This is a genomic window from Pseudomonas syringae pv. tomato str. DC3000 (genome assembly GCF_000007805.1).
GTDB lineage: Bacteria > Pseudomonadota > Gammaproteobacteria > Pseudomonadales > Pseudomonadaceae > Aquipseudomonas > Aquipseudomonas avellanae.
In genome coordinates, this window is sequence record NC_004578.1 from 1,004,066 (window position 1) to 1,019,842 (window position 15,777).

Here is a 15,777-nt window from a genome sequence, read left to right on the forward strand (position 1 = left end):
GTCAGACGACGTTTCCGAGTTTGAAGATGGGGAGGTACATGGCAATAACAAGGCCGCCGACGATGACACCCAGTATCGCCATGATCATGGGCTCCATCAGGCTGGTCAGATTGTCGACCATATTATCGACTTCTTCTTCGTAATAGGTCGCTACTTTATCAAGCATCGCATCAAGTGCCCCCGACTCTTCCCCGATCGATGTCATCTGTATAGCCAAGCTCGGAAATACTCCAGTTGAACGCATTGAAAAGTTCAGCTGCATTCCGGTAGAGACGTCCTGCTTAACCCTGTTAACCGCATTCTTAAATACTACATTACCGGTAGCCCCTGCTACCGAGTCCAAGGCTTCTACCAACGGTACGCCCGCCGCAAAAGTTGTTGCGAGAGTGCGTGCGTAGCGTGCGACCGATGATTTGAAAATCAGAGGGCCAATAATGGGTAATTTCAGCAGAAAACGGTCAAGGGCGTCGCGAAAATTTTGCGATTTTTTGTATGCTCGCTTAAGCATAAAAATAGTAGCAAAAAAGGCGATGACGATTATCAACCACCATTTTTGCACAATGTCTGAAAGACCGATAACCATCAGAGTAAATGCAGGTAAATCCGCGCCAAAACTGGCAAATATAGACTGAAACTGTGGTACAACCTTTATGAGAAGTATTCCTGATACGATAACAGCAACAATTAATACCGCAGCAGGATAAGTCATGGCTTTCTTGATCTTTGCCTTGAGTTTTTCGGTTTTTTCTTTATAACTTGCTACTCGGTCAAGCAAACTTTCAAGTGCTCCGGCCTGTTCGCCTGCATCTACCAAGTTACAGAAGAGTTCGTCGAAATATTCAGGCTTTCTTCGCAGGGCTGTTGCGAAGCTATTGCCAGCTGAAACCTCTTGCTTGAGAGAGTCCACGAGCGTCCGCATGTTTGGGTTTTCTGCGCCCTCGCTGATGATATCGAATGACTGTAGCAGCGGGACACCGGCCTTCATCATCGTCGCCATCTGTCGAGAGAAGAAAGCAATGTCCAGCGGCTTGATCTTCTTGCCTTTGCCGAAGATTGATACAGACTTCTTGCGCACCTTGGTCGGGTTGATGCCTTGCTTGCGCAGTTGGGCTTTTACGAGGGCGAGGTTATGGCCGCTCAGTTCGCCACTGGTTTTAGTACCCTTCTTGTCTACACCTTCCCACGTGTAAACGATGACTTTGACTGCCTTGCTGGCCATGCTTAATCCTTGGTCACGCGGTTGACTTCTTCAAGGCTGGTAATGCCCTGCATGGCTTTTGACAGGCCCGAGGTTCGCAGGTCATTGAAACCGTCCTTGCGCATCTGCCTGGAAATCTCCAGTGAATTACCCTCTTCCATGATGATGCGCTCCAGCTCTGCTGTTTTCTTGACGACTTCGTAGATACCGACCCTGCCTCTGTAACCGCCGTTGCAATGCTCGCAGCCCACCGGTCCATAGATCTTGAAAGTGCCAATCTTCGCTTCTGGAAAACCTTCCCGAATCAGTGTCTCGCGAGGAATATCGAGCTCTTTCTTGCAATGACTGCACAGCTTACGGGCGAGCCGTTGCGCAATAATCAGATTGATTGCTGTGGCAATGTTGAATGCGGCTACGCCCATATGATGCAGTCGCGTCAAGGTTTCTGCCGCGCTGTTGGTATGCAGGGTGGACAGCACCATGTGGCCAGTCTGTGACGCCTTGATGGCGATTTCGGCGGTTTCCAGGTCGCGAATCTCGCCGACCATGATCACGTCGGGATCTTGACGCAGGAAGGCGCGCAATGCCTGCGAAAAGTCCAATCCTTGGCGTGGGTTCACGTTGACCTGATTGATGCCTTCCAGGTTGATCTCTACCGGGTCTTCGGCTGTGGAAATGTTGATGTCCACGGTATTGAGTATGTTCAGACCGGTATACAGAGAAACGGTCTTGCCGGAACCCGTGGGGCCAGTCACAAGAATCATGCCCTGCGGCTGTTTCAGTGCCTCCAGATACAACGCTTTTTGCTCCGGCTCGTAGCCCAGAGCATCAATACCCATCTGCGCACTGGTCGGGTCGAGAATCCGCATCACGATCTTCTCGCCCCACAGGGTGGGCAAGGTGTTCATACGAAAATCGATGGCCTTTGTTTTGGACACCCGCAACTTGACCCGGCCGTCCTGCGGTTTGCGTCGCTCCGAAATGTCGAGGCTCGCCATGACTTTCAGGCGTGCAGCAATACGGTTTGCCAGATGAATCGGAGGCCTAGCAACCTCATGCAAAATGCCATCGGTACGCAAGCGCACGCGAAAGATCTTTTCGTAGGGCTCGAAGTGCAAGTCTGATGATCCTAACCGGATGGCATCCAACAGCATTTTGTTGACGAAACGTACCACCGGGGCATCGTCAGCGTCATTCTGCGTCGCGAGTGACGTTTCCTTGCCATCAGCCGGTTCGATATCCAGACCCAGATCGACATCTTCCAGGTTGCCCAGACCGCTGTCACTGTCAAAGAATCGATCTATCGCAGTGGTCAGCTTGTCATCTTCGACCAGAATTGCTTCGGTATTCAGGCCAGTGCTGAACTGTATGTCAGTGACCGCCTGATGGTTGGTCGGGTCCGAGATGCCTATAAACAGCTTGTTACCACGTCGCCACAGCGGCAGGGCGTGGTGTTGTCTGACCAGCTTCTCGCTGACCAGCCCCTTTGGCTGGCTTTCCTTGTCCAGGCTGGCGAGGTCCATGAACGGAACGCCGAACTGATCAGAAGCCAATTCCGCTAGCGTCAGGCTTTTGACCAGTTTGTTCTGAACCAGATAGCTCACCAACGAAATCTTGTCGCGGCGCGCCTGTTGATAAGCTTGCTGCGCAACAGGTTCAGTAAGGAGCTCGGCGAGGACCAATTGTTTGGCCAAGCCAGTGAGGACAGCATCAGTCATAAAACCACCAGACACGGACAATGGTTGGGTTATAGCGCAGTCGAGCGGTGCTGCCAAATGGCAGTGAGGAATGTGACAAAAATTGTCAGTTTCTGCAGATTTCTGAACGCATCGAACTTTGTGTGAAAGGTGTTCTGACGGATACGCGCCTTTTCGCTACGTTGGCACGACCTATGCTTCTATCCTTGCAGGGCACTACATAATTGACGCCTTGGAGAGTAAGAATGAATGCACAAAAAGGTTTTACACTGATTGAACTGATGATCGTAGTTGCGATTGTTGGTATCTTGGCGGCGGTAGCGATTCCGTCATATCAGAACTACGCAAAAAAAGCTGCGTATACCGAGGTTCTGGCTGCAATGGCCTCCGTCAAAACTGCTGTGGGTGTGTGCGCTGCTCAACAAGGTACCGTTGCTGACTGTGACACTGCAGCTAAAGTAGGTGTAACATTGCCTTCAGGTGCTACTACCGGAGCAGTCAATAAGATGGAAATAACTGCCACCAGCGCTGCTATTACTGCTACTCCGAACGCATTTAAAGGTATCCTGACTACCGATACCTGTAGTCTAACGCCTGCTATAGCAGCTGCTGGATCTCCGGTAACTTGGAGCTACACAGGTGCATGTGTAACCAATGGCTATGTTAAAAACTAAGTTTTGAATATCCAGCTTTGAGTTTCAGATGCATGTAAAATGCTATCTGTTGAGCGGACTTTTCTTAGTGTGGTATTCAAAAGCCCAATCTTAAACGGTTGGGCTTTTTATAAGACTTTACAGTTAATATGGAAGTGACAATTGTTTACATGCCTTGCCGCGTGACTGGAGCGCGCACTTGATAAGAGATCATCTCTACTTGCTTTCTCCTTCCCCCTTCAACCTCAACCGATACCCAATCTTCGCAATCTTCGCAATCGCCTCAATCGCCGGCAGCAACTCCAGCCCCAGCTCCGAAAGACTGTACTCCGCAGAAGGCGGCGAGGTCGCCAGCACCGTCCGAACCACCACACCTTTCTCTTCCATCTCTTTAAGCCGCACCGACAGCATCTTTGCCGAAATGCCGGGGATGTCGACGCGCAGTTCGCCGAATCGCCGAGGCCCACCACTCAAACTCCACAGCAGATTTGGAGTCCAGACGCCGCCCAGCAACCACATGCACGCCGCCACCGCGCACTCAGGCACGGGATGGTTGACTTTGCTTTTGCGCATTTTCAATGACATTACCGGGGTGTTCCTTTGTCGAATCGCGAGTTTCCAGCGCGTAACCAGGTTACAGAACGGTAACCGGAGAATGAGAGTAACCTTAAGTTACCAGCTATACAAAAGTTATCCGGGTGCTAGGATCGGGTCATTCTCAACCACCGGAAGAATCGTCCTTATGAAGCTCTATTACTCGCCTGGTTCCTGCTCGCTCGGCGCTCACATCGTGTTGCACGAAGCGGGTGTCGCTCACGAATTGGTCAAGGTGAACCTGCGCCAGCACACGCTTGAATCCGGCGAAGACTATTACGCGATCAACCCCAAAGGGACTGTTCCTGCGCTGGGGTTGGATGACGGTGCTGTTCTGACCGAAGGCGCTGCCGTGCTGCAATACCTGGGCGACCACTTCGTGCCAACGCTGGTGCCAGCCAATGGAACGCTGGCGCGTGCAAGGTTGCAGGAGATACTCAATTACCTGGCCGCTGAATATCACAAGGCATGGACACCGCTTTTTTATCTGGCAAAAGGAGCCGATGCCACCGACGCCCAGCGCCCGGTCATCGCCAAACAAACCTACCTGAATGGCCTGCTGGCGGATGGTCGTGATTACCTGTTGGGTAATGACTTCAGCGTTGCCGACACTTACTTGTTCGCGGTAACCCGCTGGTCTGTCAATTTTGGCATTTCGCTGGAAGCGCTGCCCGCTTTGCAAGCGTTCATGGCTCGAGTCGAAGCGCGTCCATCCGTCAAGGCGGTACTGAAAGCGGAAGGTTTACCCGAACTGTTCAATAAGGCCTGAGCCCGCTAAAAACCCAGGCCAGACTCACCTGTCGAAACGATAACGCCCCCGGTGGATGTGCTCCGCCGGGGGCGTTTTGATTCGATTGCTCGGTGTTATCGCGGTCGCATCGTAGGACGTTTCAGCTTTTACGTTAGGCCACTTCCTAATCCACTTTGGTGACCAAAACGCCCGTTGATTGATATCCGATTCGAGCCCAGAATCACCCACCTGATGACTCCACACATAAAGGGAGGGGCTATGAACACCACCGCATCACCCAGTCGCCTCCTCGGCGTTGGGCTGTACACCGCTTCGCAAGCGTCCTCATACACCGGCATTCCGGCAAAGGACATTCGTAGATGGATGTTTGGCTACAGCGCCTCAGGGGTTGAACATCCAGGCCTCTGGGCTCCGGAAATTGCATTTCTTGACGACAAGCTGCTCGGCTTCCACGACCTGCTGGAAATTCGCTTTGTCCATGCGTTTCGCCAGCATGGCGTCAGCTTGCAAGCGATCCGCAGCGCTTCGTTACAAGCCCGAGAGATGTTCGGCCAGCGCTATCCGTTTACGTGCAGACGCTTTCAAACCGACGGGCGGGATATATTTGCAACCGTTTTGGACGAAACCGGCGACGAGGCGCTGCTGGATCTGGTCAAGCGACAATATGCCTTCAAACAGGTCATCACCCCGTCGCTGTATGAGGGCATTGATTACGCTGGTGAAGAGTCGGCAAAACGTTGGTATCCGGTCAAGCGCAGCAAGGCGGTGGTGTTGGACCCTGCAAGAAACTTCGGCAAACCAGTACTGACAATCACCGGAATCGACACCGCCGCTATTTACCATTCCTATCTGGCTGAAGGTCAGAGCGCGAAGCGCGTGGCACTACTCTATGAGATTCCGCCAGCAGCAGTGGAAGCCGCAGTCAATTTTGAGCACAGAATCGCGGCTTGAATTTTCTGATTGATAACAATCTGCCGCCTGCTATTGTCAGAGCGCTTAACGAGTTGACCAAATGTGAAGGCCATTCTGTAGTCTCGTTGCGCGAAAGGTTTCCTGCAAACGCTGCAGATATTGACTGGGTCACCCACCTCAAAAAAGAAGGCGGGTGGGCAGTCGTCTCACAGGATAAATTCTCCAAGGGAGACGCTGAGCGCTTTGCATTCAGGGAATGCGGCCTCCCGATCTTCTGCCTTGCCAGGCAGTGGTGGCAAATGAACTACTGGAACAAGGCGGAGAATCTGGTCCGGTGGTGGCCATCAATTACCGAGCAGGCTCTGTTGGTAAAAGGCGGCGCAGCGTTTCGTGTGCCGTGGAGATTCTCTGCGACAGGCAAGTTCCAGCAACTCAAAATATAGCCCGATCACAGATCGGGCTTTTCTTAACGGTTAAGGTACAAGAATTACCGAGGCGTCCCATCAACCCGCGGCTGCCTGCGAAACCTCCTCCTCACCCCAACCACCACAATCACCACCAGCAACCCAACCACCACAAAAAACACCGTATTGAAAACCGGAAACGGCTGATCACGACTCGTCACAGCCTCAATCTCTGTCACGTTGGGAAACATCGACAGGATCGTTATCCGCCAGCCGTAATAACGAATCAGCGCCAGTTGCTGTGCATCACGTGAGTAGCCCTGGGCTTTGGCCTGGATGTCGGCGGAGTCGAATTTGAAGTACCACGGGAAGCTCCAGGCGGTGTCTTCGTTGCGGTAGACCACGACTTTCTTGGTGTCCGGGTCTTCGGTGTTGATGAAGTACACGTCACGGGTCGGGCCGTCTGCCGGGTTTTCGGCGTTGACCACGCCGTCGGCGTCCATTCTTTTGACTTCCACGCCGGTGATCATCACGACATCATGGCGCGGCAGAACGTAGTAGAGGCTTAATGCGCCGATCCCGAGTGCAACGAATACCACAAGCCAAATCGACCTTTTAAGCCACTTCATACCAGCGTCCTCTGTTTAAAATTGCGTGACTTTGCCCTAATCCGAACGTATTCGAAGCAAAACAGTTATTACAAAATTCGACAAGGCCGTTTCAAGCGGCGCAGTCTTCCGGAGATTGACATGATTTGGTTCCTTGAAGGGCAATCCAGCCAGCGTGAAGTGATCATCGGTGCGCGTGATGCGCTGCCTGCTTCGGTGAAAATTATTGCGTCCCATCGCCAGCAACGCTCCGAAATTACCGGGCAGGCCGACGTGGCGCTGCAAGAGCCGATCGACAACGAAGAACGCATCGACTGGGTGCTCGAAACCGCTCGCTCGCTGGGCGTGAAGACGATCGTCGCCGGGCGGGTCGGTGGCATTTATGAAGCGCAGCGTGCTCGTTTTGTCGCCGAAGGCTTGGACCTCGTCACTGGCGGAACGTCCCTGCAAACGTTTCTGGATGTCGATGACAAGAGTCGTTTCACGGCGGCGGCCGAGGCAGCGGGGCTGGCGTGTATCCCGGCAATCACTGCCTGCAACACCGAGGAGCTGCAAGCGGCCTATGACGCGCTGTCGGTCTCGGGCGAGGTGTGTATCAAGCCGGTAGTCGGGATTTATGGCCGTGGTTTTTGGCGGTTCAAGACCGATGTCGACGATTTTCGATGTTTCGCAAACCCGGATGCGCGCGAAACGACGTTTCAGGCGTACCTTAATGCCTATCGTCAGGCCGATGAGCGCCCGGCGATGCTGCTCATGCCTTACATGCCCGGCAACGAGTGTTCGGTGGACATGGTCTGCGAGCATGGCAAGGCGGTCGCGTTTGTCGGGCGGCGCAAGGTGGGTTTGAATCAGACGTTCGAGCGCGACAGCGAAGCCGTGCAACTGGCAGTACGAGCCGCCGAGCATTTTGCCTGTGACGGGCTGATCAATGTGCAGACCCGCGACGACGCTGATGGCATGCCACGCTTGCTGGAGATCAACCCGCGCTACTCGGGCGGGATCGGTTACACGCGTGAAACCGGCGTTAACCTGCCGGGCATTTTTGCTGCGCGGCGTCTCGGCTTGAAAGAACCGGAAACACATTGGCTTGAGGATATCCGGGTCAAGGCCATCACGGTCGCTGTACGGGCTACGGTTTGATCAGGATAATAGATTTTTGCTATCAATAATCGCTCTTATCAAGGAGGATCGGGCATGCAGCTTCTGGCGCCAGGTGCAAACACTGCTTTAGCTAACGCCCACTGCTCCTGGAACCTGGAGAGCGGTACATCTTCGGTGTTCGGTGAATACGCCGCCGTGGCGCTGCTGGCAGTCAACGAAAAACGCCAGCCCATGGGCGACCCGGCGCTGTTGCATCAGGAACAGAGCTGGATGGAGTGGAGCGGCGGCCCTCAGGATGTTGGCTGCACGCTCAAGCTGGACAGGCTCCCGGCGGGCAGTGATCGCGTATTGCTGATGGTTTACGTGTACGCCGCGATGGGCCCGATCCGCGATTTTGCCAGCCTGCGTCTCAAAGTGGATGCCAATATCGAGCATCGCCTGGACCTGCGCGATAACGGCGAAGCTGCGATCATCATCGGCGAGTTCTACAAGCGCAACGACCAATGGAAATTTCGCGCGCTGAGCGAAGGCTCGGCGTATGGGCTGTCGGCGTTCGGCCGCAAGATCGGTCTGGAAGTGGACGATCGTCATCCGCGTCGTCCGTCTGGCGGGTCGGGTGGACCGGCGGGTGGTCCACGGCACGAGTCGGCCACCGGCACCGCGTTTGTGGTCGGGCCGGCGCACGTCATGACCTGCGCGCATGTCATCGAAGACATGGGCGTGTTCTATATCAATTCGCTGGAAGGCCGCTACAAGGCCGAGGCGGTGGTGATCGACCGCCGCAACGATATCGCTTTGCTGCGGGTGCAAGGCGCGCCGCCGTTGTCTGCGGTTACATTCCGCGAAGGGCAGGGCTGCGAACCGGGTGATACGGTGGCGGTGCTGGGTTACCCACTGGCGTCCATTTCCGGCGGCGGGTTGCAGGTGACGCAGGGCGGTATTTCCGGACTGTTCGGCCTGCACAACGACGCCAGCCTGTTCCAGTTCACCGCGCCCATTCAGCCCGGTTCCAGCGGCAGCCCATTGTTCGACAACGGCGGCGCAGTCATCGGCATGGTGACGTCCACGGTACCGGACGGGCAAAACATGAATTTTGCAGTGAAATCCGCACTGCTGATGTCCTTTCTACAGGCGTGCCGCATCGATGCGCCGCATGCCCGAGCGGAAAGGTCGTACACCACCACAGAAATCTCACGCACCTTCCAGTCATCGTTATGGCTCGTCGAAGCCTCTCGCCAATGAAGTCGGTGTTGCCTGCCCATGTTGCAGGCGCCAGGGGCCGCGGCCCCGCTAATCAGGAATATATCGATGGACAGCAGCGCAGCTTTTTCCAACCCTACAAAGCTTCGTGCTGATCTGCTTCGTGGTCGCCTCGACGTCAGCGTCGATTCGTCCACCATTGCCCCGGATTCACTGTTCGGCTTCGCCGAGCGGCGCAATCCCAAACGCGCGTTTCTGTTCGTTTCGCGGGTGCTCGGGCGTCATATCCCGGCGCGCCCGAGCGTAATGCTCAAGAGTTTTCAGGACCTGGCGCACAAGATTCCGGTAGACCTGCCAGGCCCGGTGCTGGTCATCGGTATGGCCGAAACAGCCGTGGGCCTGGGTGCCGGTGTGCACCGTGCCTACAGCGAAACGCATTCCGATGCGCTGTACTTGGTCAGCACGCGCCATCCAACCGGCACCGAGCTGTTCGCCCGTTTTGAAGAAGAGCACAGCCACGCCAGCGCGCACTTGATTCACTTGCCTGCCGATCCTGCGCTGCGCGACATGATGCTCGGTGCACGTTCGCTGGTGCTGGTCGATGACGAAGCGTCGACGGGCAAGACGTTCATCAATCTGCATCAGGCGCTGGTCGAGGCCGGGCTGAGCAAGATCGAGCGGGTGGTGACCTGCGTGCTCACTGATTGGTCGGCAGGTGCGGTCAGCACGTCGATGGGCGCGGTGGCTGAGCAGGTGTCGCTGTTGCAGGGCTCGTATTCCTTTGACGAGGACGTCAGCGCGCCGCTGCCGGACATGCCGGAAGTCGGCACCGTTGCGATGGGCGACTGGCCGTTGCTGACCGCCAACGACTGGGGGCGCATGGGCGTGCTGGCGGTTGCCGATACGCTGGCGCCTGGCCTTACGGTAAACAAGGGCGAGCGCGTTCTGGTGGTCGGCACCAGCGAGTTTGTCTGGCGTCCTTTTCTGTTGGCCGAGCGCCTGGAAAAAGCCGGGGCTGATGTGCATTTCAGCTCCACCAGCCGTTCGCCGATCGCGCTGGGGCATGCCATCGATCACGCGCTGTCGTTCTCGGACAACTACGGGCTGGGCATCCCCAACTTTCTTTACAACGTGCGACCGGGTCAGTTTGACCGAGTGCTGATCTGCACCGAAACCCCCAGGCAGGCCGTCCCCGCCGAGCTGATTGAAGCGCTGAACGCCGAGGTGATTTGCGATGAGTAACGACCGCCCGCTGATCTTCGTCGATCTGGACGACACCCTGTTCCAGACCGCGCGCAAAACACCGGCTGACATTGAAAAGCACGTCGCAACGCTGGATATCAGCGGCAATGCCAACGGCTACATGACCAACGTGCAGAAGTCCTTCGCGCACTGGCTACTGGCGCACGCCGATGTGGTGCCGGTGACCGCGCGCAGTGTAGAGGCTTACAGCCGGGTGAAGTTGCCGTTCACTGCCGGCGCGATCTGTTCGCATGGCGGCGTGATGCTCGATGTCATGGGGCGACTGGACCCTGACTGGAACGAGCAGATGAAGCAGACCCTGGCCAGCTATCAATCGCGGTTACATGAATTGTCTGCCGCTACGCTGGCAATCGGTCAGGAGATGGGCTTTTCACTGCGTGGCTGGGTGGTTGAAGAGGCGCAGCTGTTTCATTACGTGGTGACCAAGCACAACGAAAGCGATGACAGCATCCTCACCAAGGTACTCGCCGAAATGCAGGCCCGAGGCTTGCTCGACGGCATGCACATCCACGGTAACGGCAACAATCTGGCGTTCCTGCCCGAGGGGCTGGCCAAGCGTTACGCCGTGCAGGAATGGCTGCGTCGTGACCTGGCGATCAATGGCGAACGTCCGGTGCTCGGTTTTGGCGACAGCATCACCGACCTGGGTTTCATGGATGAGTGTCACTGGTGGGCGACGCCTGCGCGCAGCCAGTTGGCGAAAATGTTTGTCGGAGCAGCACATGAGTGATCCCGTTCACGGGCTCGACACGGTCGGCAGCGGCAGTTACCTGAGCGACGACGTGCATTTTCTGTTGCGCAGCGTCGACATGCAGACCACCAGCGTCGAGGAAAAGGAGCGCCTGATCCAGACGCGGCAAAAGCACTATTCGGAAATGATCAGCGAGGAATCTGCGCCCAGCGCTGCCCACCAGGCGCTGTACGAGCTGGCGCTCAGCCAGAACGGCGCGCGCATGGCTGCTGATGTGCAGGCGCTGGCGCACGCGCTTGAGCGTGAATGCGACGGCTCGCCGATCATTCTGGTGTCCTTTGTGCGCGCCGGTTTGCCGCTCGGTGTGCTGTTGCGTCGGGCCTTGATTGACCTTGATCGCGAAACGCATCACTACGGCATCAGCATTGTCCGCGATCGCGGCATCGATACCGTAGCGCTGGAGGCCATCATTGAGGCCCACGGCGCGCAGAACATCGTGTTTGTTGACGGCTGGACCGGCAAAGGCGCGATATCCGGTGAGATTCGCCGCAGCCTGGCGGGCGATACACGTTTTCCCCAGGACCCGCGCCTGGTGGTGCTCGCCGATCCATGCGGCAGCGCCTGGCTGGCGGCGTCTGCAGAAGACTGGGTAATTCCGTCCGGCATTCTGGGTGCAACGGTGTCCGGGCTGGTGTCGCGCTCTATCTGGCCGACCGACGGCGGGCTGCATGGTTGCGTGGTCTATGAGCATTTGCAGGCGCATGACGTTACACGCGGTTTTATTGAACAGATCGACATCCAGCGTCGTCAGAAAGAAGGTGCGCTGACGCTGGCACCCTGGACGCCTCAGCAGCGAAGCGAACTCAAGACTGCGGCATCCCGGGTGATCGACACGCTGGCCGAGCGCTTCGACGTCAATAACCTGAATCGCGTCAAGCCGGGCATTGCCGAAGCCACGCGGGCAGTCATGCGCCGCGTGCCGGATCACGTGCTGGTACGCAAGCTGGCTGACAGCGACGTGCAATTGCTGCTGCACCTGACTCAAAAAGCGGGCATCCCCGTTGAAGAAGTCGGCGATGTCCTGGGCCCCTACCGGGCGGTGACCATCATACGGAGTCTCGGCTAATGGCCTTATTCTCGCCTTACGCGCTGGGGGCAACGTTGTACATGCCCGCTACCCGGGACGACATCGTCGATGTGGTGTTCGGCGAAAAGATTCCCGAGCTGCGTTCGCTGGTTGTCTGCCTGGAAGATGCGGTCGCGCTGATCGATGTCGACACCGCATTGCTCAACCTGCGCCAGGTGCTGACCCGCATCCACGATCGGGGCGGTCGTCCGGCCAATGGCCCGCTGCTGTTCGTTCGCCCGCGTGATGCGGCGATGGCGCGTATTCTCAACGACTGGCCGTTGATGGCCCACGTTGACGGGTTCGTTGTCCCCAAGCTGTCGCTGAAAAGTCTGACGAGCTGGGAGGAGGCGGTTACCAACCCTGCGCTGGCATTGATGCCTACACTGGAAACCCCGGAAGTGTTCAACCCGACGGCTATGGTCGAGCTGGGGCAGGCGCTCAAAGCCAGCCTGCACGAGCGGATCATCGCTCTGCGCATCGGTGGCAATGACCTGATGGGCTGCCTGGGCTTGCGCCGCAATCCGGCCATGACCCTGTATTCAACCCCGATGGGTTATGTGATCCCGATGCTGGCGGGGGTGATGGGCGCGCAGGGCTTTGCGCTCACCGCGCCGGTGTTCGAACAGCTCGCCACACCAGACATTCTGGAACAGGAACTGGCGCTCGATATTACTAATGGGTTGGTCGGCAAGACGGCAATTCACCCCTCGCAGGTCAATATCATTCAGAATGCACTACGCGTCAGTCTGGAGGACATGAACTCCGCCCGGATGATTTTGAACTCTGTGGCGCCCGCCGTGTTCAAGTACAACGATGCGATGTGTGAACCGGCCACCCACTATAAGTGGGCAACCCACATCATGGAGCGCGCCAAATGGCACGGAGTGTTACCCACACCCGCTTCGATCATGGATGCCAGCATTCGACTCGCTGAGGCAGTTAGCTAGATGATAGAACCTGACCTTGAAACCGTAGAACCTGATCTTGCACCGGTAGGACCTGATCTTGAAATCGAAGTGGAACAACGCTTGCTGGCGGTGTTCGATTTCGATGGGACGATTACCCGGCACGACAGCTTTGTTCCGTTTCTCAAGTTCGCCTTCGGGCAACGTGTTTTCTCCGTACGCATGGCGCGGCTGGTGCTGCCCAGCCTTGGCTACCTGACCAAGCGCCTGAGCCGTGACGAACTCAAAGGCCGGCTGATCAAGGCTTTTCTGAGCGGCGTTGAAGTGCAGTGGCTGCAACAGAAGGCCGAAGCCTTCTGCCATTCGCACTGGAAACGCCTGATGCGCCCTGCTGCGCTTGAGTCCATCGCGGCTGAAATCGAAAAGGGTGCCATTGTCACGCTTTGTTCAGCATCGCCTGCTATGGTCCTGCAACCCTTCGCTGATCGCTTGAAAGTGGAGCTGATCGGCACCAATCTGGAAGTCATCGACGGCAAGTTGACCGGCTTGATCGAGGGCAGTAATTGCCGTTGCGACTCCAAGGTGGCGCGTCTTGAAAGCGTTTACGGGCCGCTGACGCAGTTCCGGGTTCGCGCCTGGGGCGACACGCGAGGTGATCACGAATTGCTTGCCGCTGCTCAGGATGCGCACTGGCGATTGTTCCATCCGACGTGGCGTCGAGGCCGTTATAAAGGCCCCGTTAACGCCAAGTTACACAATCCTGATGGCAAAGACGGGCCAACACGGTAAGGCTGTAACACTTTTATCCGTATTCCGACGACCACATGGAGCGAAAAATGGCACTCACGTTGGCAAAGAACCAGACGATCTCTCTCGAGAAAACCGCTGGCACCGGCCTCAAAAAAGTCAGCATGGGCCTTGGATGGGACCCTGAGAAAGCCAGTGGTTTCTTCGGCAAACTGCTCGGTGGTGGTGGGGGCGATATCGACCTGGATGCCTCGTGCATCATGCTCGATGCCGATAAAAAGCCGCTCGATCTGGTCTGGTTCCGTCAGTTGCAATCGCGCGACGGTGCCATTCTGCACTCCGGCGACAACCGTACTGGCGAAGGCGCTGGCGATGATGAAACCATCAGCGTTGACCTGGAAAAACTACCAGCGACGGTCAAGTATCTGGTGTTCACCGTCAACTCGTTCACCGGTCAGAACTTCGAAAAAGTCGCCAATGCCTACTGCCGCATCGTGGATCTGGGCACTCGCAACGAACTGGGCCGCTTTGATCTGTCCGAGAAAGGCCAGCACACGGGCGTGGTGATGTCTTATCTGTCGCGTACGCCGTCCGGCTGGGATTTCACCGCCGTAGGCCAGGCCACCAACGGCCGTACCGCCGATGATCTGGTCGAACTGGCTATTGGAGCTGTACGCGCATGACCCAACTTGTCCCGGGCGCCAACGCCCCAGTCGCTGCCGGTCCGCTAACGGTGGAGATCATTTATTCTCCGCTCGCGGATGCGGATATCGATGTATCTGCGTTCCTGCTGACCAGTTCTGGCAAGGTGCGTGGCGATCAGGACATGTGTTTCTATGGCCAGAAAAGCGTGAACGGCGGCGCGGTCCAGCAGACGGAAGCGTCGGCCGGTCGTGCGGTATTCAGCCTCGATACCAGCCGCCTTGACCCGGTCATAGAGAAGGTTGCCCTGACCGCGACCATCTACGAGAACAAAGCCAGTTTTGGCAGCGTGTCGCGTCTGGCCCTCAACATCACCGGCGGTATCGAAGCGGATATCCCTACCAACGGCATGAAAGAAACCGCGCTGATTCTGGGCGAGTTCTATTTGCGTCAGGGCGCGTGGAAATTCCGTTGCGTCGCCCAGGGTTTTGCCGGCGGCCTTGAGCCACTGGCAAAAAACTTTGGGGTTGAAGTCTCCGCGCCGCAGGATCAGCCTGCACCTGCACCTGCACCTGCACCTGCACCTGCACCTGCACCTGCACCTGTTCCAGCGCCAGCGGCCAAGCCGACCGTCAACCTGAGCAAGATTACGCTGGACAAGACCCGGGCTTCGATCAGTCTGGAAAAATCCAGTGCCGGCTTCGGCGAGATGCGCGTCAACCTGAACTGGAACCGTCGCAACGACACCAAAGGCGGCGGCTTCTTCTCGATGAAGAAGAGCACGGCCATCGACCTTGATGTAGGCTGCCTCTTTGAATTGCAGGACGGTTTCAAAGGCGCTGTTCAGGCACTGGGCGACTCGTTTGGTTCGCTCAATGCCGAGCCTTTCATCAAATTGATGGGTGATGACCGTACCGGCTCTATCAGCGACGGCGAGTGGCTGCACATCAACGGTGCTCACTGGAACAAGATCCGTCGAATTCTGGTCTATGCCTTCATCTACGACGGTGCGCCAAACTGGAAAGAAACCGACGGAGTTGTCACCATCCACGCGCCAGGTCAGCCGCCCATTGAGGTTCGCCTCAATGAAGAAGGTGGTCGTCAGGGCATGTGTGCAATTGCTTTGCTGGAAAACGACAACGGCTCGGTCAAGGTGACGCGCTGTGTCGATTTCCATAACGGCCACAGCAACATGGACAAGGCCTATGGCTGGGGCATGCGCTGGGCCGCCGGCTCCAAGTAAACAACACCGTGGTATTTCTGGGCTGGCTGTGCCGCCTCA

Annotated in this window: 17 protein-coding genes; 13 read left to right on the plus strand and 4 right to left on the minus strand. The window is 56.7% G+C overall.

Going from position 1 to position 15,777, the window contains the following annotated elements:
• Position 1: 1 nt before the first annotated feature.
• On the minus strand, positions 2-1,219 hold the full coding sequence (locus PSPTO_RS04885; protein ID WP_011103349.1) for a type II secretion system F family protein: 1,218 nt from the start codon (positions 1,217-1,219) through the stop codon (positions 2-4).
• A gap of 2 nt (positions 1,220-1,221) precedes the next feature.
• Positions 1,222-2,916, minus strand: a complete 1,695-nt coding sequence (gene pilB / locus PSPTO_RS04890; protein WP_011103350.1) for a type IV-A pilus assembly ATPase PilB — start codon at positions 2,914-2,916, stop codon at positions 1,222-1,224.
• A 224-nt stretch (positions 2,917-3,140) separates the two neighbouring features.
• Here pilB and PSPTO_RS04895 point away from each other — a divergent pair, with 224 nt between their 5' ends.
• Positions 3,141-3,569, plus strand: coding sequence for a pilin (locus PSPTO_RS04895; protein ID WP_011103351.1), 429 nt, complete (start codon positions 3,141-3,143; stop codon positions 3,567-3,569).
• Between the two features lie 195 nt (positions 3,570-3,764).
• On the opposite strand, the gene PSPTO_RS04900 is transcribed toward PSPTO_RS04895, so the two are convergent.
• Positions 3,765-4,133 (minus strand): winged helix-turn-helix transcriptional regulator, encoded by a 369-nt coding sequence (locus PSPTO_RS04900; protein ID WP_011103352.1) that lies wholly within the window; start codon positions 4,131-4,133, stop codon positions 3,765-3,767.
• Between the two features lie 157 nt (positions 4,134-4,290).
• On the opposite strand from PSPTO_RS04900, the gene gstA reads away from it, so the two are divergent.
• The 3 genes from gstA to PSPTO_RS04915 all read left to right on the plus strand — a co-directional run bounded on the left by gstA (position 4,291) and on the right by PSPTO_RS04915 (position 6,248).
• A complete protein-coding gene (gene gstA, locus PSPTO_RS04905; RefSeq protein ID WP_011103353.1) occupies positions 4,291-4,911 on the plus strand; it encodes a glutathione transferase GstA in 621 nt (206 codons plus the stop codon).
• 345 nt (positions 4,912-5,256) lie between these two features.
• A complete protein-coding gene (locus tag PSPTO_RS04910) occupies positions 5,257-5,844 on the plus strand; it encodes a DUF433 domain-containing protein (protein ID WP_010208432.1) in 588 nt (195 codons plus the stop codon).
• Positions 5,841-6,248 (plus strand): hypothetical protein, encoded by a 408-nt coding sequence (locus PSPTO_RS04915; protein WP_011103354.1) that lies wholly within the window; start codon positions 5,841-5,843, stop codon positions 6,246-6,248. Before PSPTO_RS04910 ends, PSPTO_RS04915 begins: the two co-directional genes overlap by 4 nt.
• Before the next feature lie 44 nt (positions 6,249-6,292).
• Here PSPTO_RS04915 and PSPTO_RS04920 read toward each other — a convergent pair whose 3' ends face one another.
• Positions 6,293-6,838 (minus strand): DUF1523 family protein, encoded by a 546-nt coding sequence (locus tag PSPTO_RS04920; RefSeq protein WP_003383227.1) that lies wholly within the window; start codon positions 6,836-6,838, stop codon positions 6,293-6,295.
• 120 nt (positions 6,839-6,958) lie between these two features.
• On the opposite strand from PSPTO_RS04920, the gene PSPTO_RS04925 reads away from it, so the two are divergent.
• The 9 genes from PSPTO_RS04925 to PSPTO_RS04965 all read left to right on the plus strand — a co-directional run bounded on the left by PSPTO_RS04925 (position 6,959) and on the right by PSPTO_RS04965 (position 15,738).
• Positions 6,959-7,957 carry an ATP-grasp domain-containing protein gene (locus PSPTO_RS04925; protein ID WP_005770572.1) on the plus strand — a complete coding sequence of 333 codons (999 nt, stop codon included), beginning with the start codon at positions 6,959-6,961 and terminating at the stop codon, positions 7,955-7,957.
• Between the two features lie 54 nt (positions 7,958-8,011).
• Positions 8,012-9,160: a trypsin-like peptidase domain-containing protein gene (locus PSPTO_RS04930; protein WP_007246125.1), complete on the plus strand. Its 1,149-nt coding sequence runs from the start codon at positions 8,012-8,014 to the stop codon at positions 9,158-9,160.
• 66 nt (positions 9,161-9,226) lie between these two features.
• Positions 9,227-10,360: a phosphoribosyltransferase domain-containing protein gene (locus tag PSPTO_RS04935; RefSeq protein ID WP_011103355.1), complete on the plus strand. Its 1,134-nt coding sequence runs from the start codon at positions 9,227-9,229 to the stop codon at positions 10,358-10,360.
• The gene (locus tag PSPTO_RS04940; RefSeq protein WP_005770566.1) at positions 10,353-11,111 is read left to right on the plus strand and encodes a hypothetical protein; all 759 of its coding nucleotides are present in this window, start codon (positions 10,353-10,355) and stop codon (positions 11,109-11,111) included. Before PSPTO_RS04935 ends, PSPTO_RS04940 begins: the two co-directional genes overlap by 8 nt.
• Complete coding sequence (locus tag PSPTO_RS04945; protein WP_011103356.1) at positions 11,104-12,198, plus strand: cysteine protease StiP domain-containing protein; 1,095 nt, start codon at positions 11,104-11,106, stop codon at positions 12,196-12,198. The genes PSPTO_RS04940 and PSPTO_RS04945 overlap by 8 nt, the downstream gene beginning before the upstream one ends.
• Positions 12,198-13,148 (plus strand): HpcH/HpaI aldolase/citrate lyase family protein, encoded by a 951-nt coding sequence (locus tag PSPTO_RS04950; protein WP_005770562.1) that lies wholly within the window; start codon positions 12,198-12,200, stop codon positions 13,146-13,148. The genes PSPTO_RS04945 and PSPTO_RS04950 overlap by 1 nt, the downstream gene beginning before the upstream one ends.
• Positions 13,149-13,895 (plus strand): HAD-IB family hydrolase, encoded by a 747-nt coding sequence (locus tag PSPTO_RS04955; protein ID WP_024668366.1) that lies wholly within the window; start codon positions 13,149-13,151, stop codon positions 13,893-13,895.
• A gap of 47 nt (positions 13,896-13,942) precedes the next feature.
• Positions 13,943-14,536: a TerD family protein gene (locus tag PSPTO_RS04960; protein ID WP_005770558.1), complete on the plus strand. Its 594-nt coding sequence runs from the start codon at positions 13,943-13,945 to the stop codon at positions 14,534-14,536.
• Positions 14,533-15,738, plus strand: a complete 1,206-nt coding sequence (locus PSPTO_RS04965) for a TerD family protein (protein ID WP_011103358.1) — start codon at positions 14,533-14,535, stop codon at positions 15,736-15,738. Before PSPTO_RS04960 ends, PSPTO_RS04965 begins: the two co-directional genes overlap by 4 nt.
• The last annotated feature ends 39 nt before the right edge of the window (positions 15,739-15,777 follow it).

Bases quoted from the DNA above. Each gene is read 5' to 3' on its own strand.
- PSPTO_RS04885 (WP_011103349.1), bottom strand. From the start codon at position 1,219: ATGGCCAGCAAGGCAGTCAAAGTCATCGTTTACACGTGGGAAGGTGTA.
- pilB (WP_011103350.1), bottom strand. From the start codon at position 2,916: ATGACTGATGCTGTCCTCACTGGCTTGGCCAAACAATTGGTCCTCGCC.
- PSPTO_RS04895 (WP_011103351.1), top strand. From the start codon at position 3,141: ATGAATGCACAAAAAGGTTTTACACTGATTGAACTGATGATCGTAGTT.
- PSPTO_RS04900 (WP_011103352.1), bottom strand. From the start codon at position 4,133: ATGTCATTGAAAATGCGCAAAAGCAAAGTCAACCATCCCGTGCCTGAG.
- gstA (WP_011103353.1), top strand. From the start codon at position 4,291: ATGAAGCTCTATTACTCGCCTGGTTCCTGCTCGCTCGGCGCTCACATC.
- PSPTO_RS04910 (WP_010208432.1), top strand. From the start codon at position 5,257: ATGTTTGGCTACAGCGCCTCAGGGGTTGAACATCCAGGCCTCTGGGCT.
- PSPTO_RS04920 (WP_003383227.1), bottom strand. From the start codon at position 6,838: ATGAAGTGGCTTAAAAGGTCGATTTGGCTTGTGGTATTCGTTGCACTC.
- PSPTO_RS04925 (WP_005770572.1), top strand. From the start codon at position 6,959: ATGATTTGGTTCCTTGAAGGGCAATCCAGCCAGCGTGAAGTGATCATC.
- PSPTO_RS04930 (WP_007246125.1), top strand. From the start codon at position 8,012: ATGCAGCTTCTGGCGCCAGGTGCAAACACTGCTTTAGCTAACGCCCAC.
- PSPTO_RS04935 (WP_011103355.1), top strand. From the start codon at position 9,227: ATGGACAGCAGCGCAGCTTTTTCCAACCCTACAAAGCTTCGTGCTGAT.
- PSPTO_RS04940 (WP_005770566.1), top strand. From the start codon at position 10,353: ATGAGTAACGACCGCCCGCTGATCTTCGTCGATCTGGACGACACCCTG.
- PSPTO_RS04945 (WP_011103356.1), top strand. From the start codon at position 11,104: ATGAGTGATCCCGTTCACGGGCTCGACACGGTCGGCAGCGGCAGTTAC.
- PSPTO_RS04950 (WP_005770562.1), top strand. From the start codon at position 12,198: ATGGCCTTATTCTCGCCTTACGCGCTGGGGGCAACGTTGTACATGCCC.
- PSPTO_RS04955 (WP_024668366.1), top strand. From the start codon at position 13,149: ATGATAGAACCTGACCTTGAAACCGTAGAACCTGATCTTGCACCGGTA.
- PSPTO_RS04960 (WP_005770558.1), top strand. From the start codon at position 13,943: ATGGCACTCACGTTGGCAAAGAACCAGACGATCTCTCTCGAGAAAACC.
- PSPTO_RS04965 (WP_011103358.1), top strand. From the start codon at position 14,533: ATGACCCAACTTGTCCCGGGCGCCAACGCCCCAGTCGCTGCCGGTCCG.